At 56.0% G+C, this 22,841-nt stretch carries 15 protein-coding genes and 1 pseudogene; all 16 read left to right on the top strand.

Annotated features, from left to right (window positions below):
- Positions 1 to 796: 796 nt before the first annotated feature.
- Positions 797 to 1,510 (top strand): vWA domain-containing protein, encoded by a 714-nt coding sequence (locus tag HGO40_RS06745; protein ID WP_250962397.1) that lies wholly within the window; start codon positions 797 to 799, stop codon positions 1,508 to 1,510.
- On the top strand, positions 1,510 to 1,779 hold the full coding sequence (locus HGO40_RS06740) for a WXG100 family type VII secretion target (protein WP_088235354.1): 270 nt from the start codon (positions 1,510 to 1,512) through the stop codon (positions 1,777 to 1,779). Before HGO40_RS06745 ends, HGO40_RS06740 begins: the two co-directional genes overlap by 1 nt.
- 60 nt (positions 1,780 to 1,839) lie before the next feature.
- The gene (locus HGO40_RS06735) at positions 1,840 to 3,108 is read left to right on the top strand and encodes an HlyD family secretion protein (RefSeq protein WP_250962396.1); all 1,269 of its coding nucleotides are present in this window, start codon (positions 1,840 to 1,842) and stop codon (positions 3,106 to 3,108) included.
- Positions 3,105 to 3,440: a hypothetical protein gene (locus HGO40_RS06730; protein WP_181115997.1), complete on the top strand. Its 336-nt coding sequence runs from the start codon at positions 3,105 to 3,107 to the stop codon at positions 3,438 to 3,440. Before HGO40_RS06735 ends, HGO40_RS06730 begins: the two co-directional genes overlap by 4 nt.
- A complete protein-coding gene (locus HGO40_RS06725; protein ID WP_096767012.1) occupies positions 3,433 to 3,663 on the top strand; it encodes a hypothetical protein in 231 nt (76 codons plus the stop codon). Before HGO40_RS06730 ends, HGO40_RS06725 begins: the two co-directional genes overlap by 8 nt.
- The gene (locus HGO40_RS06720; protein ID WP_250962395.1) at positions 3,660 to 6,428 is read left to right on the top strand and encodes an FtsK/SpoIIIE domain-containing protein; all 2,769 of its coding nucleotides are present in this window, start codon (positions 3,660 to 3,662) and stop codon (positions 6,426 to 6,428) included. Before HGO40_RS06725 ends, HGO40_RS06720 begins: the two co-directional genes overlap by 4 nt.
- Positions 6,425 to 8,215: a Card1-like endonuclease domain-containing protein gene (locus tag HGO40_RS06715; protein ID WP_250962394.1), complete on the top strand. Its 1,791-nt coding sequence runs from the start codon at positions 6,425 to 6,427 to the stop codon at positions 8,213 to 8,215. Before HGO40_RS06720 ends, HGO40_RS06715 begins: the two co-directional genes overlap by 4 nt.
- Positions 8,212 to 8,679 (top strand): VWA domain-containing protein, encoded by a 468-nt coding sequence (locus HGO40_RS06710; protein ID WP_213624571.1) that lies wholly within the window; start codon positions 8,212 to 8,214, stop codon positions 8,677 to 8,679. The genes HGO40_RS06715 and HGO40_RS06710 overlap by 4 nt, the downstream gene beginning before the upstream one ends.
- Positions 8,676 to 9,395, top strand: a complete 720-nt coding sequence (locus HGO40_RS06705) for a PP2C family serine/threonine-protein phosphatase (RefSeq protein WP_250962393.1) — start codon at positions 8,676 to 8,678, stop codon at positions 9,393 to 9,395. Before HGO40_RS06710 ends, HGO40_RS06705 begins: the two co-directional genes overlap by 4 nt.
- Positions 9,388 to 10,731, top strand: coding sequence for a protein kinase domain-containing protein (locus HGO40_RS06700; protein WP_250962392.1), 1,344 nt, complete (start codon positions 9,388 to 9,390; stop codon positions 10,729 to 10,731). The genes HGO40_RS06705 and HGO40_RS06700 overlap by 8 nt, the downstream gene beginning before the upstream one ends.
- Positions 10,728 to 14,174: a DEAD/DEAH box helicase gene (locus HGO40_RS06695; protein WP_250962391.1), complete on the top strand. Its 3,447-nt coding sequence runs from the start codon at positions 10,728 to 10,730 to the stop codon at positions 14,172 to 14,174. The genes HGO40_RS06700 and HGO40_RS06695 overlap by 4 nt, the downstream gene beginning before the upstream one ends.
- Positions 14,168 to 16,129 (top strand): hypothetical protein, encoded by a 1,962-nt coding sequence (locus HGO40_RS06690; RefSeq protein WP_250962390.1) that lies wholly within the window; start codon positions 14,168 to 14,170, stop codon positions 16,127 to 16,129. Before HGO40_RS06695 ends, HGO40_RS06690 begins: the two co-directional genes overlap by 7 nt.
- Before the next feature lie 3 nt (positions 16,130 to 16,132).
- Positions 16,133 to 17,092 carry a coiled-coil domain-containing protein gene (locus HGO40_RS06685; RefSeq protein ID WP_250962389.1) on the top strand — a complete coding sequence of 320 codons (960 nt, stop codon included), beginning with the start codon at positions 16,133 to 16,135 and terminating at the stop codon, positions 17,090 to 17,092.
- A gap of 45 nt (positions 17,093 to 17,137) precedes the next feature.
- Entirely contained in the window at positions 17,138 to 18,877 is a 1,740-nt protein-coding gene (locus HGO40_RS06680; protein ID WP_250962388.1) for an McrB family protein, read from the top strand.
- Positions 18,867 to 22,238: a DNA-binding protein gene (locus tag HGO40_RS06675; RefSeq protein ID WP_250962387.1), complete on the top strand. Its 3,372-nt coding sequence runs from the start codon at positions 18,867 to 18,869 to the stop codon at positions 22,236 to 22,238. Before HGO40_RS06680 ends, HGO40_RS06675 begins: the two co-directional genes overlap by 11 nt.
- Before the next feature lie 165 nt (positions 22,239 to 22,403).
- Positions 22,404 to 22,562 (top strand): annotated as a pseudogene (locus HGO40_RS06670) (DUF4113 domain-containing protein); the annotation flags it as partial.
- Between the last annotated feature and the right edge of the window lie 279 nt (positions 22,563 to 22,841).

Below are 22,841 nucleotides of genomic sequence, written 5' to 3'. Positions count from 1 at the left end.
GGGAGCACAACATGTCAGAAGGCACCAACACTCAAGCCCTGGTCTGCAATCCAGCGATAAGCTGTCCGAACATTGTGTGGTTTTTCCCGGTCCCGGATTGAGGAGATGCGCCCCCAGTTGCAATAGATATCTGCGTGCTTCCCTGCTTTAAAGGCCATTACGGTTACCAGAGTGAATGAGGACTAGCCTTTCTCATATAACGGCCACATGCCACCAAGACAATACATACGCGGTGTAGTCCAGCCAGCCACTGGGCGCCCTGCAGTGGCAACCAATCATCCAAACATCCCCCACGCCAACCGGGACTCCAAGGGTTGAGGGGGAGCGTTGGGCGCCAGCCAGCCAATACTGACAACCTGGCATCCGTGCTCGGTCCGCAGAGGCCCCCTGAGTCGAGACGCCGAGCACCAGCATTGAGGCTTACACGCCGCTTTCGAAAGACGCCAAAAGACTTTGGTCTTATGCCCCACAGGTAGATGGCATATTGCCCGCAAAATGAGTAGCATCGACGCAAACTTGATGTTTGTCAGTTGAGATGTAGAACAAGGAAGTCTCATGTCCCAAGCGAAAATTACTCTGCCCAGACTGTTCGCGTTGTCACGCCTGATCCCCACCTCAACGCATCCAGTTCCGTACCCACTCGCCAATAGCGATATCCAGGATCAGGCCTGAGGATTCCCTGTGGACATCCCTCAGTGACGCGCACCATTTTCATTTCACCGGGCGTCATGCGATGTAGGACGCATCGACATGGATGCTATGCCCATCCATTTCATAATTCTCAAGGAGTCTTGCCATGAGCAACACCCCATTCGACCCGTCGAAATTCACGGTGCCGAAGGCCAAGCCGCTCCCGGTCATTCTTCTGCTCGATGTCAGCGCCAGCATGAGCGGAGATAAGATCCGCAATCTGAATGATGCAGTGCGCGACATGCTGCATACGTTCCGTGGCACTGAATCCAGTGAGACTGAAATCTGGGTCTCGATCATCACCTTCGGATCGCAAGTCAATCTGCATCAATCCCTGGCCAGTGCCGGCGATATCCAATGGCAAGCACTTTCCGCCAGTGGCACCACGCCGCTCGGCGTAGCGCTCGACATGGCGAAAGCGATGATCGAAGACAAAGATGTTGTGCCATCACGTGCCTACCGTCCCACCGTTGTGCTTGTCTCCGATGGGCAGCCGGACAGCGGCTGGAAGGAGCCGCTGAACAGGTTCGGCAGCGATGGCCGTTCCGCGAAATGCGATCGCATGGCGATTGCCATCGGTGTTGACGCTGACAAGGCGGTACTCGGCCAATTTATCGAAGGCACGCAGAACGATCTCTTCTATGCGGAGAACGCCAAACAGCTACGGGACAGATTCAAGTTCGTCACCATGTCGGTGGTGATTCGTACGAAGTCGCAGACGCCTAATACCCTGCCGGCCGCGAGCGAGATCGAGGATCGTCAGGCATCGCTGGAACCACAGCCACAGAACACTTCAGACGACGATGGGGGCTACTGGTAATGGCACAAGCAATCGGAGACCCGGACGAACTGGAGCGATTCGCGTATGCGTTGCAACAATTCATCGACTCGCTCAACGACTCAGTAGGCACACTGGACGGTGCATTCGCGTCGCTTGGTGATAGTTGGCAAGACGAGAAGCGCTTGCAGTTCGAGGAGGATTACCAGTCGCTCGTTCAGCAATTGCATCAGTTCAGTGCACATGCAACGGAACAGGTGCCGTATCTGGCCGCACTTGCTTCGCGTCTGCGCGACTATCTGCAGAGCTAGGGAGCAGGGGTCGCGATGGCACAAGTTTCAATCGGCAAAGTGGAGAATCTGGAAGACCTCGTGCGCGATATGCAGTCAGTACGCGAGGCGCTGGAGTTCTCCTGCCACGCCCAAATTGCGGCGGTGGAACACCAATGCGAAGACACTCGCAACGAGTCGCAGTGCAGCGAAAACCTGCTGGAAAGTGCTATCCAGCAGGAACAAGCGGCCCATCAGGCGCTTGAAAGCGCTCAGCAGGCCCTGGATAGCAGCCAATCGTGGATCGGTTCTGCCGAGTCCTCGCTGTCGGCCTGTCTTGCTCAGCCGGATGCCAACGACGACGGGGCAGGCCCAGACTGCTCGTGGGAGTACGCTTGCGTTGACGAAGCGCAAGCGGATACAGACCAGGCCCAGAGCATGCTGGAGTTGGCACAGGCCGATTTCGAACGGGCCACAGAGAACCGTCAGGCCATGGAGCGACGGGTAGATCTGACAAAGCAGGCTCTGGCGATGGCGAGCCAGGCGTTGGCTCAGGCGTTGCTGGAATGCAATGCACGACTCCTGTCCGTGACGCAGGCCATCGATATCGGCATCGCTCGTTTGGCGGCTGCGCAACAGGCACTGGATGCCTACCTCGCGACGAATCCCAGCGCTGCTGACTTCCATGCCTGGCTGAAATGGGACCCGACGCAACACGGTGGCCCTATCACGCCGGATGTACTGCGAGACCGGATGAACCTGTCGGCAGAGCACCGACACTTGCTGCAGGAATATCTCTACCAGCGTAATCCTGATTACCGCAGGCTGATTGACAAGTATCGCGGCCAGTGGGTCACCGCCAATGGCGACGTAGAGCGCAACATCGTCGCACGTCGGGCACGGATACACCTGTGTGGCGAGTTCGGCGAGCAAATCGTTCGACACGCACTTGCTCCACTGGGAGGACGGATCGAAACGCAAGGCCGGACGTTCGTTGGCGACAACGGGCGATACACCAAAACCGACCTGCTGATAACGGACTTGCGAGTGCCGGTGATTCTGGGGCGTGGCGAGGGTATGGGCGCGCCGGTGGGCGGTTCGATGGCATTCGAAGTGAAATGCGGCAAGGCGCAGTACCTGTATGCGCAGAAGGACCACATGGTTTTTCAAGCCGAGGGCCACAAGCAGGCGGATGCGCAATGCACGCTTTGCTCGCGAGACGTCCAGGACCTCTCACCGCAGAAGCAGAAAGAGCTTCGCGACGCCTTGCGGCAGGCCGGTTCGCCGATGGTGGGGATGCTGCCGAGGAAAAACGACATAGATCAGTCCTGCCTGGATTTCATTCGCCAAAGCGAGGAGGAACGGCCATGAAAGTACGATTTGCCATTGTTGACCCCGACATCCTCACGCCGGTCCGGGATGCCGTTGACCTGCTTAAACATGCGGTCAACAACGGCCACATGGATGACATTGACGCGGCCACGGCGCAACTCCTGGCATTGACAGCCGATTGCCAATCGATCGACTTGTCCGAAGAGGATTGGCGAGCGTTCCTGAATGGGATCTGGAAAGGCAATCCCCGGATCAAATCCAGTTATCTATTGCCGGGCGCGGTATGTGTATCGCTGTTTCCGACAATCGCCGCGGATGCTCAGGTTCTGGAGTTGCCCATGGATGATGAGATGGGAGACGCAAATGTTTGACGATGTCATGGGGCTGATGAAGGTTTGCACTGGCAGGTTCACCGAAGGAGCTACGGATGCATTTGCCAGCTCTATTGTCGCCGAGGTGCTGACCCCGATACTCAAGGATATCGATTCACTGCGCAGTTTCAGCGAGGGCTACCAACGGCAGGTGCTGATCATCGATGGCATCCTGGAAGAAGCGCAAATTCTCCAGGCGAGATCAGAGGGACCAGAGACATGAACGGTTCCCTGAACACCCACGACCACACCATGACCAGGATCACCGAAGCCCTCGCTGATTACCGCGAAGGACTGGCGCGCATCAATCGCGAATTCGATGCCGCCGCGCGGACGAAAGATCGAGCTATCCTCGATCTGCAAAAAGACATGGCGAAACACCGGCCCCCCTTGGATGAAGACACGGTGTACCGCCTCATGGCCGAAAGAAAGTATGAGGACGCCAGCCGGGATCAGCGCAAATTGAGTTGGCGATCAACGCTCACCCGCAAATGGGAAAGCATTGCGGCCGAAGCCGTACACTTGAATGTACGACTTCGCCGACACCAGCCCGCGCTGATGGATTTAGCGCCGACTGCTTCGTTGGCAGCGACAGAAATACCCACGAACATTTCATTCGGCGCGTATCGAGTAGGATTCGAGGACCTTGCCTGCTTTGTCCCTCACGTCCTTCCCTTCCCGTTCCCCCATGCCCTCGCCCTGTCGGAAGACAACCCGGCACACAAAAAGTGGGCACATCAGCTGCTCTTGCGATTGCTCTCGGCTTTGCCACCAGGACAACTGGAGTTAACACTCGTCGACCCGCTGCGCCTCGGGCAATCGCTCGAGCCGTTTTTGTCTCTGCTCAAAGTCGAACAATTGGTACCGGAACAACGAGTGCTCACGCGCTCGGACGAAATCGAGGCCGCGCTTGGCAAATTGCAGGATGAAGTCGAGCAACTGATTCAACATCGCTTCAATGACCTGTCGTCCAACTGGTCGGAACATAACGCAAACAACGCCGACAACCCCCTTCCTTACAAGGTGCTGGTGTTGTTCAACGTGCCGGAACAGCTCTCGGACAAGAGCCTGTGGTTCCTCCAGCGGATTTGCGAGAACGGCCCGCGTTGCGGGGTCTTGCCCATCATCGCGATTGACGGCGCACGCCTTCAAGACCCGCGCTACGAGAAATTTCGGGCGACGATAAACGATTCTACCACGGCATTCGACACACTGTTCAACGCCGGGAACAGCGAGCATTGCGGACTTTCATTGACGTACCAGCCCGAGCAATGGCCTCGGCAAGACTCGCTGGGCAGCTATTTCTCTGCGCTCGCCGATCTGTATGCCGCGAAAGCGCGGTTAAGCAAATCGATGCCTGATCTCTGGACGGATTTTGCCAAAGGTGCGACGACCTGCGGCGGCTTCGACATCCCCATCGGCTGGACCAGCGCCGGAGGTCCCACGCCTCTGATCCTCGGTGCAACAACCTCCGAGCACCATGCACTGCTCGCCGGTAAAACCGGGTCCGGAAAATCCAACCTGCTGCATGTGCTGATCCACACGCTATGTGAAAGATACTCACCGGCAGAAGTTGATCTTTACCTGCTGGATTACAAGGAATCAACAGAGTTCAACATCTACGCGGACCCGCCGCTTCCCCATGCCCGGCTTGTCGCTACGGAGAGCGATCCCGAATACGGAGTGACGGTGCTCCAACACCTCGTGGGCGAACTGGAAAAGCGGGCATCCATGTTCAAGACTGTAAAAGTCCGCGACTTCGTCGAATATCGCGAAGCCACCAAGGCTCCGTTGCCGCGAATTCTTCTGGTCATAGACGAATTTCAGGTTCTCTTTGCAGGTAATCGCCCGGTCGCGGAGGCAGCAGAGCACCGGCTCTCGCAATTGTTGAAGCAGGGTCGCTCATTCGGCATTCATATTCTTCTCGCGACGCAGACCCTTAAAGGCATCAATGCCCTGTCGCTGGGAAGCATCATTACCCAACTGGGCTGTCGCATAGCACTGGCCTGTGGCCAGGAAGACTCCGCAATGATCCTCGGTGCGAACAACTGGGCGGCAACCGAGTTGCGTAGCCCACCACAGGGAATCATCAATAATGCCAACGGTGCCAAGTCCGGCAATTTGAAGTTTTCGATTCCACTGGCAGAAAGCAGCTTCTGCCGAACACACATCAGAAGGCTGGCGGATTACGCGACAGCGCGGGGCATGTCGGGCAAAACGAAAGTGTTCAGTGGCTCCCACATGCCCGAGCCGCCAGTCGCGATCGACTATCAGTCGGCCTGCGCAAAACAAGAGGTGCTGCTTCTGGGGGAGCGGCTGACATTTGATGCCGACAAACTGACGGTCCCACTTGTCCACCGCTCGGCATTCAATGTGCTGTTCAGTGGCTACAACGACCCTATCCATGACGGCTTGCTCACCACCACCCTTTCCAGCCTGGCTGCGCTCGACAGTTTCGATGAGGTCATCTATTTCAACGGCCGTGGCGTCACTTCCGACGGCGGTTTCCTCGATGCCTCCCGGGCACTCGGCACACGCTTGAGAGTGTTCGACAACGTCGCTGAGTTACCGCTGCAAGCAATAGCGAACGGTATCGGCACTCGCCGTGTCGCGTTGATCATCGATGGCCTTGATTCCGAGAAACAACTGTATCCATCCGCCTCGTACAAACCGGCGAAAGCAGGCGAACCGCCCTCTCCTGGCGATCTCCTCAAGCGCATTGCCGAAGATGGACCGCGCAAAGGCGTGTTCGTTTTCGCCTTCGTGGAGCGATGGCAACGCTGCGCTGCCCTTTGTAAGGATCTCTTCGCCTTTTTTGAGCTGCGCGTAGCGTATTGCATGAACGAAGACGACGCCGGATCACTGCTGGCCAGTGGAGGCATTGGCAAGTTCAAAGGTATCGAAAAATCCAATCGCGCCGTTCTGATGAACAGAATGACCAATGAGACTTCATGGTTCCGGCCCTACGTTCAGAAGAGTTCCCTATGAAGAAATCCCTGCTTACCTGGTATGGCCTCACGGATTTCCGCGCCTCACTGGGGTTCGAAAACACCATCGGTCCGATCGCCGGAGCCCTCGAGGCGGAGGACTACTGTGAAGTCGTTATCCTTTGCTATACACGGACGGATGACGAAACCGACAAGCACGCCGGGAGTCAGGGCGACCTGGCAGAAAATCTGGCGTTGATCCACGACTCGAACCAACAACATGAATACAGCGTCACCAGCGAGTTTGTGTCGACTTTTGCCAACACTCCTGCGGCACATGAACACTATGCCCGCTGGCTGAAAGATAAGCTGCAGGCTCTCGGCAAGCGTACAGACATCTCCCTCAAGAGCGAGAAGCTGCGCGAACTCAACGATAGCGAAGGCATCTACGCTTGCGCCATGCGTGCCTTGGATTCTGTTGCGAAGACAGCCGGAGACAAACTGGTCACCCTCTATTTGAGCCCGGGCACACCGGTGATGGCCTTCATCTGGGCCTTGACGGCACTCGCACATCCAACCCTTAAAAAGCGCCTGATCGTTTCGCCTGTCATTGGCAAACCACCCGAAGCCATCAGCTTGCCTGCGGAGTGGCTTGAACGGCATGGTGTCAGCCAGAGTGCGGCACGCAACGCCCATGACGGTTTCGATGTGACTTTTCACCTTTTTGGCGAGCAACGCATGCCCTCTTTACTCGGCATCCGCCAGTTTGCATCGAGCCGGCATGTTTTCGTCAACTCGAAGGACTTTCCGGCGGCCTGCATGCGGGCATTCATTCACGACGCAAACTTTGACGAACTGGCCGTCGATCCCTGGGATGCCCACGACGTCCAGGAAAAAATCATCGGTCATGCGAGGACTTTGCCGGCAGGCGCGCGCATCGGCGTCAACCTGCCGGGCGGAACGAAACTGATGTGCGCCGGGGCGCTCTCCGCAGCCCGTGCGCTGGGGGGCATCCCGTTCTACTTTGACAGTCGCAACCAGCGCGTGACGTATGTCGACAGCCTTCGCCGCGACACCATCAGACCGATTGACTCGGTCGAAACGTTTTTGCTGCTCAATGCCGATGGACTGAAACTGTCCTCCGTTGCGCCGTTACAGGAGCTATCGTCAGACCGCCGCCGCCTGACCGAAATGCTCTGGAAGCACCGTCGCAAGCTCTCAAAAGACTACAAAAAATTGTGCAGCTTCAGCAGCCAACACGAAAAAGAGCAGCAAAGAAATGCGCCGCTCACGCCCTTCGTTATCGAAAGCAGTGGATTCGTTTTCAGCTTTGCCAAAGGCAACGTCGCCTCCGTCGTGGGCAACGGACTGGATCTGCGTTTCAACGACTGGGCCGACTTTGCGAAATACCTGTCGGGCGGTTGGTTCGAGGAATACGTCTATCTGCGCTGCAAACCGTACGAAGACCGCGGGATCATCAAGGACCTGCGCATCAATCTGACGCTGCAACTGAATCGGGCAAGTGCCAATTCATTCAATGGCAACGTTCCACATAATGAACTCGATGTCACGTTCACAGACGGTCGTTCGCTCTACATAGTGGAATGCAAGGCGGGCTACGTAAGCCAGGAACAAGTGATGAAACTGCAGAACCTGGTTCGCTACTACGGTGGCGTCGAGGGGCGTGGAATCATTGCCTGCTGTTTTGCTCCCCAGTCGGAGTCGGTGCGCAAAAAGATCGACGATGCACGTTTGACGCCCTGGTGCGGAGACACCTTTTCAGCGCAACTCGACGCGCTGATGACCGCGATCGCGCAACGTACCAAATCGATAAGAGCGTCTGTATGACGCTCTTTGTGGTGTGTGACATCTCCGGCAGCATGGCTGATCTAGCCAAGCCATTCATCATGCGAACAACCGTCATGACGATTGCGCAGTGGGTACGTTTGGGTTATGGCCGCACACCAATCAGATTGTGTGCCTGGGCCGGCGAAGCGTACTTCCCCGATTGGTCCGAGAATCAGGAGTATCCGGCGCAACTGCTTGCTTGCCGTGGAACGTCTAGCGTTGCAGCCCTGATTCAGTTGCTCGGAACGCAACCTGAAGGGAAAATCCTGCTGCTTTCCGATGGGTTCTGGTCTCACGCCGATACGAAACTACTGAAGCAATGGTCCGCGAGCCTGCCGCCGGACACGCTACGCATTATCAAAACAGGCGCAGATGCGAATCCACGACTCAAAGGCCCCGATGTGTTTGTGACTAATGAGCTCTTCGCCGCGCTCGACGGCTGGCTGGAAGACTGTTCAGCATGATGCTCTGGAAAAGTTTTGGTGCAAGCGTTCGAGGCCCGGCACATATAGCCTCGCGGACTCCCAACCAGGATGCCTGGGCATCGTTCCATCATAACTGGGGGGATGGCATCGTTGTTTGCGACGGGCTCGGCTCCAAGCCGTTGTCCAATGTTGGCAGCGCGGCTGCCTGTGTTGCAGTGGAACGCGCGGCACACGCCTGCCGTGGACAAAGCGAAATAACCCCTCGACTCCTGTCGCAATGTATCCAGTCCAACTGGTTATCACTTATTGCGCCGCTTGAACCCCGCGATTGTGCAGCCACCTGCCTGTTCGCATTCCGGCTTGGAAATGGCGTCATCCACTTAGGAATGCTGGGCGATGGCTTGCTCGCCGCCGTCAGGTTCGACGGCTCGATGTTGGCGCTTAGCGAGGACAAGTCACAGAGCTTTTCAAACATCACGGCCGCACTGTCATCGAGCGACTCCGGGAGGGACTGGCAGATTACATCGCTGCCAGAACAAGACTGCCTGGGCATCTTGCTCTGCACCGACGGTGTCGCAGACGACCTGGACGATGTCGACGGCTTCGTGACCGGCGTAATGGAGGCACATCGTTCTCTCGCCACGATGACTGCCAACCAGCGTTTGCAAGAGATGCTCGAAAACTGGCCAACACCAAAGCACAGCGACGACAAGACTATCGCCTGCCTTTGCTGTGAGGAGATCAGCCATGGATAAGCCCGCACGAACCGCTCACACAAAACCACTCTGCGATGACTACGGCAATCAGCATTACCTCACTGAAGAACTTGCCAGAGGTGGCCAGGGCGTCGTGTACCGTACGCGAGATGCTGATCTGGCGATCAAGCAACCACTCGACACCTCGGGTGAGCCGGACACAAAAGCCGACCTGCGCCGTCGCTTCCAGAACATCCGTCTGTTGCCAATTCCGTCGCGCATTCCTGTTTCTCTGCCTCTGGCCATTCTGCGAGATGAGCCTGGCTATGTAATGCGGCTATTGAACGGCATGAAACCCTTCAATTTTTTCGATCTCGACGGCGATGCGAAAAAAGCGCTCGAATCTCAGAACCCTGTACTTCCTCGGTGGCTGGCAGCCGTTCCTGATCGGGAGTTGGCATTGCGTCTGTGGCATTACGCCAACACAGGCTCAACCCGGCGCCGCCTGTTTGCGTTGGCGGAATGTGCATCAATCCTCGCGCGTTTGCACAGCGCGGGATTGGTGTACGGCGACATCTCCGCGGACAATGCGTTCATTGCCGAGCACGCAAGCGATGTCTGGCTTATTGATGCCGACAATATGCGTCTGGAAATGCCTGGTGAAGGCACTTCCGTCTATACGCCGGGTTATGGTGCTCCGGAAGTTGTTCGGGCAACCGATTCTTCGCGCCCGCGATCGGACTGCTGGGCATTTGCCGTGATGGCATTCAAGACACTCGCACTCTGCCATCCATTCATCGGCAAGAAAGTGCTGGAGCCCGAGGATGAAGACAGCGGTTGGGACGCCGAGCCGACGACAGACGAGCGCCCTGCCGATCTGCAGGACCAGGCCTATGCCGGGTATTTCCCTTTTATCGATGACGAGGACGACGATTCGAACGAGGGTGATACCGGTTTGCCCCGCGAACTGGTCGCGACGGCTGGGCTGCGGCGGCTTTTCCACGAAACCTTCGGCGCCGGGAGAAATCAGCCGCATCGCCGTCCGACGATTGCGTTCTGGGCGCTGGAATTGAAGAAAGCCTTCGACCTTTCGCTGCAATGCCATGCCTGCGCCATGAGTTACTTTGCCGATAACCATACGCAATGTCCTTTTTGCCGTGCCCCCCGACCGCCCTTTGCCCGCGCCATAACGCCACGTGGGGAAATCGTGATCCCGGCCGACGCAAAAGAGTTTTCCTTGCCGCACCGTTTGTTTCACCCATTTTCATTCGAGCATAACAACGCGCAAGCGTACGAGGCCGTTCTCGACTTCGACGACAAGACTGCACAGCCCGTGCGAGGGACGAAAACCTTTCCCGACACCCTGGTTTTCAAATTCGCAGGAGCAGAGAAATGAAGTTCGACGACATTCCGGCCGAGATCCTTACGATCCGCGTCAAGCAGCCTGACAGCGCGGTGGAAGGCTTGCAGGGTCGCGCAGTCCTTTCGATTGAGACCAGTGCGGCGCGTCCCGACGATTTCGATCTGCGTCTCAAAGACTCACTCGTCTGCGTGCGGACCGTCGCGGCCATCGACACCCGTCGCCTCAATGCGGAACTCGCCAGCGGACGCGCAATGCTGGCGCGATTGGTCAATCCTGCCGCCGATGGCAGCATGGAGTTGCAAATCGCATTCTTCTCAGGTGGGTGCCTGGAGATGGGTGAAGTCGACATCGGGGTGGACGAATATGTGGAAACCAAGATCAACGAAATCACCGGGCGCAAGGGTCAAACCAAAGGTGAACGTCTTTACAGACTGCTTGATGAGTATTGCTGCTTCCGACAAGACGGCAGCTCATTCTTTTTCTTGATCGCTGGCCCCGCAATTGATGAAGCGTTGAAGCCGGAGCCTGCCGTGAACAAGACGAGCAGCGACAGTGACGCTCACTTGGAGCAAGACCCGGAAACCGCAGATGAGGACGATATCGCGATTGGCCACGCAGCCCTCAGCCAGGACAAACAGCCGACCCGCAGCAATTCCTTCTGTGTTACTGGCGATGGCATTCGCTTTGTTGCGACACAAACCTCGCTGCCGGAGGGTAAATCGATATTCTTGACCACGCGCATGACCAAGTCCCGAGGCAGGACGGATCGCGCACTGCGCCTGGTCAAAGGCACGCTGCGCTTTACTGATTGGTCACAGACAGGTCAGATCAGCGCTTTCGCCAAGGCGCAGTTAACCGAACTGACGCAGGACGATGTCAGCTATCTGAAAAAATGGGACGAATTCGGCGATCTCGAAGGCGAATTGCTGCTCAAGCGAGCACGGACAGTCGGCGCCTTGCAGTTCTCCGACATGGCCGAGAAACGCGACGGAACGGTCTCTGTTCGCATTTCCCAAGCCAGCGAGACTGCTTTGAAAGCCTTGGAGCAGGGCCTTGTGCCCGAAGTCAAATTGATCGAACAACTCCCGGATTACCTGGAAGACGCATCACTGCGCTTCAAGGATTTCGCGAGCGGAATAGAGCGAGCCGTAGAAAAAGAACAGCTTCTTCAGCAAGAAGAGCGGAAAAAAACAAACACCCATTTCAAGGTGATCGCTTTCGACAAGGAATCGAAAATACTGACGCTCAAGACTGAAACCTTGCCAGCGCCGTCGGGCCGTTTCATCCTTTCGCTGGCGGGAGAAATCACCCAGATCAAGCGACGGTTATCCGCCCGGCACTCGATCAGTGAGGGCCGCGCAGCCAACCCGCAACTCGGGTTGCTGGTAGAGGAAAAAGGGAAAATCGCACCTGCCCGCAAGCCACCGTCAATCGCACCGCGGACGGCATTTGTTCGCCGCAAGGTGTTCAAGGAAGACCCCACCCCGAAACAACTGGAGGCAATTAGTTGCGCATTGGAAACACCCGACATTGCGCTGATTCAAGGGCCACCCGGGACCGGCAAGACCACCGTCATCGCCGCGATCCTCGAACGGCTGAACGAGATGGCCGACAAACGCGGCGCGAGTATAAAAGGCCAAGTGCTGCTGACCGGTTTTCAGCATGACGCGGTCGAAAACATGATCGAGCGAATGTCGCTTAATGGTCTTCCCGTTCCCAAGTTCGGCACGCGCTCCAATACACCGGTGGAAGAATTAAGCATCTTCGAAAAGAGGATGGACGAATGGTGCGCAAAGCTTGCAACTGAACTGCGCGAGCGAAATCCGCAAATTGCCGAAATCGAGCAGGAAACGGAAATCAAGCTTCTGTGCCTACACTATATCCAGACGCCTACGCGTGCATTGGGTGCAGACCTTGCCGAAAAAATTGCTTCGCTAGGCATTCGGGTTCTCGGCGAAAACGGTGCACGTCAAGCCGTGAATCTCCTTAACAGGATGCGCCAGGAAGAACAGCTGAATGACAGTTCCGGTCAATGGCTGGATGTCGTGCGCCGTATTCGCTGCCGTTTCGAGAGTTTCGCAGACGATGGACCGGATCGAGCCGCTGACGCATTGGACGACTTGCGCGACATGCTTGATCAGGCGGATCACGATTTACTGGACAACGCCAGCCTGTGGCGCAGCGAAGATGGACCGCCGCCATTTCTCGAGGCGCTGGCAAACCTGAAGAAAACACTGCTCGTCCGCTTCACCACTCCTCCCGTCTTTCGCGTAGAAAAACGCAATGACGCCGTCGTTGCGCTGGCAGAGTTGGCCATCAAACGTATCAAGTCCGTGGGACATACTGCCAGGGACAAGCGGTCTGCCGCGTTGGCCGAATTCCTCGCTGAACTCGACAGCAACCCTTACAGCATGCTGGAGGCAGTGTCCGATTACAGTTTCGCGTTCGCGGCCACCTGCCAGCAGAGCGTGAGTGGGAACATGCAAAAACAGAAAGGCATCAGGGGCGATGATGAAAACGACAACCAACAGAGACTGGAATACGAGTATGTGATCGTCGACGAGGCCGCACGAGTCTCGCCGCGCGACCTCATGGTGCCGATGGCACAGGGCAAGCGCATCATTCTCGTCGGCGACCACCGCCAATTGCCCCACATCATCGACGAAGAAGTGGCCGGTCAGATGGAAACCGGCGAAACAGGACCGTCAGAATCCGAATGGCTCAAGAAGTCGATGTTCCAGTACCTGTTCTCAGAACGCCTGAAGACACTGGAGGACAACGACAAGATCCCGCGGCGGGTCACGCTCGACAAACAATATCGCATGCACCCGACCCTCGGCGATTTCATCAGCCGTAACTTCTATGAGCATTTCGATCCATCCGAGAAATTCAAATCCGGGCGGCCTGCCAGCGATTTCGTCCATGCCCTTCCAGACACCGACGGCAAACCCGCGGTCTGGCTGGAGGTGCCCGCGGAAAAAGGGAAGCATCTGCGCCGCGACACCAGTTGGATACGTCCGGCCGAAGCCACTGTCATCTCACGCCAGTTAAGGGCGTGGATGGATTGCGACGCTGGCAAGGATCTGTCGTTCGGGGTGATCTCGTTCTATAAGGCGCAGTCCGAACTCATCAGGGAGCAACTCGGTGCGTTTGCGGAAATCGAGAAGAGGCTCCGTATCGGCACTGTGGACTCGTTCCAGGGCATGGAATTCGATGTCGTGTTTCTGTCGACCGTGAGGACCTTGCCACAAGATTGGAAAACCTCTCTAGAGAGTCAAGAGAAGCAGGCACGATCCCTGTTCGGTCACCTCTGCCTCTATAACCGCCTCAATGTCTCGATGAGCCGCCAGAAAAAACTGCTGGTGGTGGTCGGCGACTCAGGTCTGCTGCACGGAAAGCTGGCCGCCGAGCATATCCCGGGACTGGTGGATTTCCATCGTCTCTGCCAGGAACAGGGAGTCATTCTGCAATGTTGAAACTCCTGGACTACGGCACACCAAAGCCGTTCGGTGCTGCCATTGGCGGGCAACGCGATCTGATGTGGCCAGTGAACACTTATCGCGTGACCCTGCCAAAACCCGTTGCAGATGGCGAGCGCCTCAACGCCTTCGAACAACTCATTCTCAAGCTCCTCGCGGTATCCGGTGCGATGGACGCTCAGGCACTGGCGGAGGAAACCCGCATTCCGCTCGACCTGATCGAAAGCATCCTTCTGCGCTTGCAGGACAAGGCACTGATTGATCCATTCAACGTTATTGTCGAAAAGGAAGATGTCGGTGCGAACGACGATGAGCAAGTGCCGGTTTTTGCCACCGCGCTGGTGTTTCGCGAACTCGTCACCGGACAGATGCTGCCATTCATGCACTGGTTGGACGACAACAATCCATTGCAGAAACAGGAAGAGAACAAGCGCTATAGGCGCATCCCACTGAATGACGCCCACACGCATAGCCCTCCCACTCAGCGCGATATCATCAGCTTAGTACGCGTGATACAGAGAAGATCCGCGGCTTCGGGACGGGAGGAAAATATTCCGCCGATTCAGAAGATCATGATCATCGATAAAGCAGAACGGCATTTCCTCCACTGTCCGATTGCAATCCAGAAAAGCGATGGTGAATTCCGTATCGCCGACCCGTTCGGCAATGGTTTCTCATTGATCCTTGAACGGGCATTCGAACATCTGCTTGAACAAGATGAAGCGCAGGCCAACTGGTTGAAAAACTGGAAAGCCTCACTGAGCAACCCGAAGGCGCACAACCAGGACGAAAAGCCGAAGGAGGCATTCGAGACCGAAGACAATTGGCTGCGCTTCCCAAAACTTCTTCACAGTCTGCGCCTGCGGCCCAATGCCCCCTTTCACTCTATCGCTCAGATCTACTCGGCCCTGGAATGGGCCCTGTTTTACGCATGCATCAAGTCTCCCTATGAAAGTGAGTTGGAAGGGCTCAAGTTCACAGAGCCTAAAGAGCATTGCGCCTTGCTCGCGCAGGCCGCGACCAAGATCGGCCTGACTGCGCCGCGATCTGGCTTCAGACCCATAAGAGAAGGCAAACTCATCGATTTTCAGAATGGTAAGGCGGAACTGGAGACCCTCCTCGCCATCGCCATCCTGCAAGCGGAAGACGATGAGTCCAATCCCTTGCGGCGCCTCGCGAAACAGCAACCAGAGCTCATAAACCAGCTTCTTCACATCAAAAAGCAGCGCGATGAAAAGGGCCACGGCAAAGGCAAGGCTGACGCCCCGGAGATGGAACTGTCGGACGCAACGTTGATGCGTGAAATCATCGAGACACTGCGTGTGCAGATCAAGTTTTCACAGACTCTCGCGTCCACCTCTCCTTCCGACACAGACAGCGATTTTCGCGCAGACTCGTTGCTGGATGCCCGCGCCAGCCTGCAGAGCGAGTTCGGCTACAAGACATTCAACCGCTTCGGGGCCAACCTGCAAGACCGGCTCGTTCATGTCGAGCGCGCCTTTCTGTCTTTCAAGGACGGGGACGATGCACTCGCATTCGTTCGCGATCTCTACGCAGCTTTGCAGTCCGTCTTCGAGGTGTCGCTGATCTATTGGTTACCCCCTGAGGCCGACGATGCGCAGCTTATCGCGGTCGCCGGAACCAGAGCTGTCAATGCCGGCCTCTGCAGCAAACTGCCTGAAGGTCTGCGCACGGTCAGGCCTGCAGCGGTGCGGCAAACCTTGCAGGGTGTCGGACAGTCGCTGGGGGCCTGCGTGATCGCCCTTCTGCTGATGGCTGATGAGGACGTATTGAAGTCAATTGCCAGTACTGCCCCGTCTTTCGTGGACGATATGACAGCTGTGATTACCAAGCGGGGCCACGGCAATGAACCGCTGCCATTGCTAAAAGAGCAAGTCGCGCAACTTCGCAAAGCATCTTATAAAATACTCAAGACACTGATAGAGGTATAGGGAATGGAGCACTCTGGCAAATTGGAAGATGCCGCGAAGCAGGATGCCGCTGAGCTAATCCGAGAAACCGAAATAGCTGCCCGTGAACAGGCGCTTGCCAAGCGTCAACAATCCTTTGATGAAGAGAAACAGCGCACAATTGCCAAAGTGAATCAGAAGGTGGCCGAGCTCAATCAGCTCGAGCAAAAACTCAAGGCCGATGAACAAAAACGCGAGGCCGGATTTGCCAACGAACGCGCTGCGCTGGCAACTGAATTGCGCGACAAGCGCACCGAACTGGCAGTTGAATTGAGCGATAAACGTACCGGACTGGAAGTCGAACTGCGCGACAAACGTGCCGCGCTCGAAGATGAATTGCACGATAAACGTGCCGAACTGCAAGTTGAGCTGCACAATAAGCGTGTCGGGCTGGAAGTTGAACTGCGCAATAAACGTACCGGCCTGAGCGATGAGTTACGCACTCTGCGTGCCGACGCCGAACGAAAGATTGCCGAAAACCGTGAACAGCAAATTTCCTCCCTCGAAGAAGAGATCGCCAAGCTGAGGGCCAAACGCCTGTCCGAAGTTTGCGATGCCGAAAACGTTGAGCGCGACCGCATCCGCACCGACATCGCCAAAGAACGCGATGCCTGGGCGAAGCATCACGAAGACGCCCGCGCATTGCTGGACAAGGAATATTCGGAGCTTGCGAAACAGAAAGCCGCGCTGTCTGCCCTGCAAGGCGACATCCACGGCCGAAAAATGGAGCTGGAAATTTCCGAGCGGAATCTGGAGCGCAGAGAGCAGCGGCAGGAGCAACAATGGAGCAGACGGAACGACTTACTCGCTGAGGAACTTGCTGAGAATCTGGAAGAAGCACACAAATCACTGAACAAGCACAAACAATCCTATGTCGAGGATAACCAGCGCCTGCGGGACAGCCTCGCTACACAAACCGACCTACTGGGCGTATTTGAGCAGTAGAAACGTCAGCTTGGCGGTAACGACCCGGCCGAGGTCCTTCGCGAGTTGAACAGCCAGTCCGATGAACTCAAGCGTCTGCGGGAAGATCTCGCCACAAGGCCCACCGAAGAAATGCGTCTGAGGACCCAGGCGCTCGAATCGGAGTACAAAACTCAGAAGGCCCGAGCAGACGAACTGTCCCGACAACTCGAGCGCAACAGCGCCGATGTTGCGGAGGTCGGCGAGTTGCGCCGCAAAAACGCCGAGTTCCATGCGCAACACGTGTCCCTGTCGCATAGGGCTTCTATCTTCGAAGGTTCGGCAAACGAAGCGCAAGCCGAACTCAACCGCCTTCGCGCTGCTTACGAACGCCCTGCGGAAGTCGAGGCGCGTCACAAGGAAATCGAGATTCCGCATATCGCTGCAGAAAAAGTCGTGCAGCCTGCGCAGCGCGAAATCAATGAAATGAAATGGCTCACGGACATTGGCAACGCATGCACCGCCTACGGGTTGAATTTCAATCCGCGCATCCTGAAAGCCTTCCATACAGCGCTGAAAACGTCCGAATGGTCTCCGGTTACCGTACTCTCAGGCGTTTCCGGCACCGGTAAATCCGAACTGCCGCGCCTCTACTCGCACTTTGGCGGCATTTACTTCGAGCCGCTGTCGGTCCAGCCAAACTGGGATTCGCAGGAGTCGATGCTTGGCTTCTTCAATTCGATTGACAACAAGTTCGACGCTCAGCCGGTTCTGCATTTGCTCGCGCAAAGCCAGAAGCAATGGAGTGAAGAATATCCGGGGTTGTCTGACTCCGTCTGCCTGGTACTGCTTGATGAAATGAACCTTGCTCACCCTGAACTCTACTTTGCCGAGTTCTTGAGCAAGCTTGAACTGCGGCGTGGCAAGAAAGGCAAGGATGTACCGTTTCTGCCGGTAAAAATCGGCGCGGGAATGGAGCCTTACAAACTTCCGCTAGGCCGTAACGTCCTGTGGGCGGGAACAATGAATCAGGATGAAACCACCAAATCACTTTCTGACAAGGTGATTGACCGCTCGATTATCATCAACTTCCCGCGTCCGACCGAGCTTAAACGTCGCCTGAAACTCAAGCCTCTTAATGAGAGTAATCGTGGCAACACGCTACACAGAAAGACTTGGGATGACTGGCTGACCAGAGAAAGCATCTTCTCGGAAGAACAAATCAACCCCTTCATGCAGTTCATCGAGAAACTGAATGAGGCGTTGTCTGTGTCCGGCCGGGCGCTTGGCCACCGGGTCTGGCAGTCCATCGAATATTACATGGCCAACTACCCGGACGTCCGGGCGGCTCAAGACGCTAAGGACGAAACCCTGCTGGCCGAGGCCATGCACACCGCCTTCGAAGATCAACTTGTGCAGAAGGTCATGCCCAAGCTTCGCGGGATAGACACTCGCGGCAAGAGCCAGACTGACTGCCTCGATAAAATCCGCAACCAGCTCAATACGGGGGTTTTTATCGGTAAACCATTCAATCTTCGCGAAGACTTCGACCTCGCCTGTGAACTGGGCTACGGCCAGTTCATCTGGCAATCGGCAAACTATCTGAATACGCCAGTCTCGCAATCGCCGACAGAGGACAACAAACGAGTCGCGAGTTCGACCACGGCCGCTGAAGAAACCCCTCCAACCTTGTACATGAAAGACGAGGTCGATCAGAACAAGCGCCACAAGATGTGGAACGGGAAGTCTGCTGAAAAACGCGATGAGTTGCGCAGACAACTGGAGGAAAGCGTAAAGGCCGGGAGAATCGTCGGCAATGATATCTGACCTTTCATCACCGGCGGACATCTCGCTGTCCGGGCTTTACGCCGATAACCGAGGCACGCAAAAGGACAGCGACGTCATCCGCACGTTGCTCGATCAGTCAGACTGGTTTTGCCATGCCGTCGAATTCGACCCGAGAAGCGGACAAGCGCTGCCTCAATCGCTGTCATCGGTGCTGGCAAGAATGTCCGGGTATTCGCCGCCTTCTGCAGGCCGTCCGGTTCGCGACCGCCTCTGGCGCGTCGTTGAACACAGCCGCCACTCGGTTGAGCGCCTTTTCCGTGGGCTTAACGAAGCGCCTCGTCGCGAACAGGCGCTGCTGCCGGTTCATGCCGTACGCGAACTCGATGCCAACAGTTTCATCAAGCTCAGTAACCGCCCAGGGCGCAATATCCGAGAAAAACTGGCAGGTAACCCTTACCTGCAGGGCGTTCGTCGGTTTCAATCGATCAACTTGCCAGAAAACCGCCTGCTAAAAGCCTTTGTCGAGCACCTCGCGCAGCTACTGGAGCTACGCCGGGATATTCTCGGACACGAAGATGAGCTGCTCTTGCAAATCCTGACCTGGCTACGTTCCGGCGAGGCCCGCGACATCGGTCGCTGGGAGAACCTGCCGCCGAACAACACGCTCCTGTCGCACCGCGACTACCGCCGTGTATGGGATGCCTGGCGCTTGCTGCAGTCGTTGGAGGATGACCTCTCTGCCGATCATTCGAGGCTGCCGGAACGTATCCGGACCAAACGCTTGTGGAACACCTATGCCCAGATGTGGCGGGACGGTAGTCACCGCTTCGCGGACATGCCGGTATTTTTCGATTACGACCGCTTCGAAATTCGACCGTGGTTCTCAAAAGTCGTCGTTCAGCGAGTACCGGAGACAATCAACCGCAACGTCAGTGTTGAAGATATCCGTACCCCGGTTTGCGTCGATTTCGCCACCCTGCGCCCTCGTTATGCCACGGGCACAACCGTCAGATCTCTGCCCGATGCGTTCCTCTGGCAAAAATGGCGCGATGCGAATACCGCGGTGGCACTCGACCTTTTCACGTCCGATGCAATTTATGCTCATGCGCAGGCGACTACCCTGTCTTCAGCAGATCTTTTTTTCTCCAGAACCGCTCCCGAGCAACTGGACCCTGCCGCCCGCGCATTTGCCTCAAGACTACACAGCGTGTTCAGGCACGAGACGCTGATCTGGCTGGTTCCCGACGCCCTCATCGATTTCGAGCTTGACGTTACCCGCCGCAATGTCAACGCCCGGTTCCAGAATGCGATCCCACTGCCCCGCAGCATCGCCGCGGCCTTTCTGCGAGCTGATTACTCGAAAATCAGAAATGACTCCGCGATTGTGGTTATCGATAGTGTCGGCGGAAAAACTTGCGTCACCAAATTGATTGCCAGGTTAGACCCGGAGCTCAAGAAAGTCTTGCCCGAAACGAACGGGTTTTATTGGGAGCGCCATCCTCCAGTCATCATCTCGAACGCATCGCCAGAGATGCATGAAGAAAAAAAATACGAGATCCCCACACTAGACGATCAAGGGCAATGGCGTGAAGCACCTCGCGCAACAAAGCCCACCGTGGTCGACGCCGCGGCCCTGAGAAACGACCCGCGCATCGGGCAATTCGCATTCGCGATCAACTTGACGAACAGTCCGGTGACGGGAGGCATACGTCTTCATTCGCTGCAACAACGTGCAGGGGGTATCGCACTGTGGCGCGACCAGATTCCCGAACTCTCGATCAAGGCCGTCAGGGACGGACTCCATCGGCGCTTCCACCTTGTTTCCCGTGGTACGACCGTCAAACCGCTGCGTGGCAGGCCGGTCGCTGTTGAGGTTGGTGAAGATTTCACGCTCCCCGCTGGAAGAACTTTTTATCAGTTTCCTTTGTTTCTGGGCGACAGTACCGAAGACCTCGGATATTCGGCCCGTTTGGAATCGCCGGCGTTTCCACTCAACAAAGACGTTGTATGTAAACTCCACCTGACCTTTGAATATGGTGCGGACGATCCTTACAAACTGATTTTCGTACCACAAAATGGATCGTTCCATCCGGTAACCGCTACATGGTGCCGCACTGCAGAAGTCATCATTACCGACGCCCCTGCCCCGCAATACCCTGCCCCGATGACATGGGCGGATCTGCACCACGTGCCAAGGGATGGCGGCGATGAAACCGCTGATCTGCTTGACTGGATACCAAACGCGATTGCACAACTGGATCAGGATATCTATATACGCCCCCGGGAAAGGACAACCGGTGTCATCAGTACGACATGGCGCCAGGACAAGAACGAAGGGCATTTCACCTTTGCCAACACTGACCTTTCTGCAAAAAAAGTCTTCATTCATCAAAAAAGCTTCATTGATGGAATAAACCACGCGGACTTTCTTGAAGGCAGCAGGATTTCATTTGAAGTCATCGAGCGCGCTGGCAAGTACTCCGGCCGAAATATTGCGGGTGAACATCATCAGGAAATAGAGCGCCTCAAGGATTTCGATGAAGCGTCAATCGGTATACCGCTCAACAGAATACGCAAAGCCCTTTATTACCCGGTGATCCAAACCTGGTGCGATGGACGTTCGATCGACGATGCAGACTGCCCCAAGGCTTTTGCCGACGCTGCCCGCACCAACATCGACTACCTCGCGTCCCTGTTGCATGAAAGTCAGCTTCCGGAACAGGTAAAAGACGAAATCCGTTTTTTGATGTGCTGTATGCACAGCGATGCTCCCGATGAATGCGTTCAGTGGATAACCGAACAGGTCAGCAAGGACAGGATTGACAACCCGCGAGCAGTCGGCTTTGCACTCGGTAGTGTTGTCGAACCGTGGCAGCAATCCATATTGTCCGGGTTTATGGAACGTCCGACGGAGAGCGCCCTTCGCGTGTTTGCTTACGCTATCTGGCGAGACAGGTACTTTGTTGAACAATTTGATGTGGAGCAAATGACGGCAATTCTTGATTCGCTGAATACTGTCCTAAGTCAAATCAAGCCGTGCCCGCCCAGAAAGAAGATTAATGACAAAAGGACGACCCTCAACTGGCTCCAATCAACCACCGAGCCGCTTGAGCTTTTGCTGGGCCTGCTTCGAGCACGTAACTCCCCGGACGCTCAGATCAGGATGCTCCTTCAGCCCCATCAGAAAGTCACCAAGGAGTTGGCCAATCGTGTCGAACGGGTGACGGAGTTCGTTGCGCAGTCGAATGGTTGCCTTTATTCCCGTATACAGATCAACATCGAGAAGCCCCACGGCGACCATACCCCTGACTTGCTTTTCGCCCTGCGGCTGTATCTGACTGGCGAAGATGGCGCAAACGCGATCCATATCACCAGCGTTTCCGATAAAAATGACGAATGAGCAACAGAAACCCGATATCAGATTTCATAAACTCTTGGGAGTCCGGCCAGACCAATCTGCGTGTACAAGGTCGTGTGTAATTCGTGTTCATTTTCGGTGAGGCGCCGATCGCGATCACTCTTGCCGCGCGAATGAGCTTGCATGGTGTACAGAGACTTCGGGGCGATTCAGTCGGTGCTGGATGAGATCAATGGGCGTTGGGGGAAAGGGAAGCTGCGGTCGGATAGTGTGCCGGATAATCCTGTTTGGGGGATGCGGCGGGAGATGATGAGTCAAAGTTATACAACGCGGTTGGATCAGTTGTGGAGTGTCTCGTGCGAGTAATACTCGCTTTCGAGTATTTCATCCAAGGTTCTCCGCAAAATGAGTCCAACCACGATGACTGGATCCAATATGCAGACTCCCATATACAATGCGGGTCTCAGCCTCTGCCTTTTACAGCTAAAACCAAAAAGCCATCACGCCCTCAAACCCCGCCTACACTGAGTATCTCCTAATTGGTTACCTTCATTACGTAGGTGCTTAAATGACATGGAACAATCCGGTCACCGGTGTCATCGTCTTTTCAACTCTCCTAGCAGGATGCATATCGAGCCCAAACTT

The sequence above is a fragment of the Pseudomonas sp. CG7 genome (assembly GCF_023701885.1).
In the GTDB taxonomy this organism is placed as follows: domain Bacteria; phylum Pseudomonadota; class Gammaproteobacteria; order Pseudomonadales; family Pseudomonadaceae; genus Aquipseudomonas; species Aquipseudomonas zanjanensis.
This window is presented reverse-complemented; position numbering and strand designations above follow the sequence as displayed.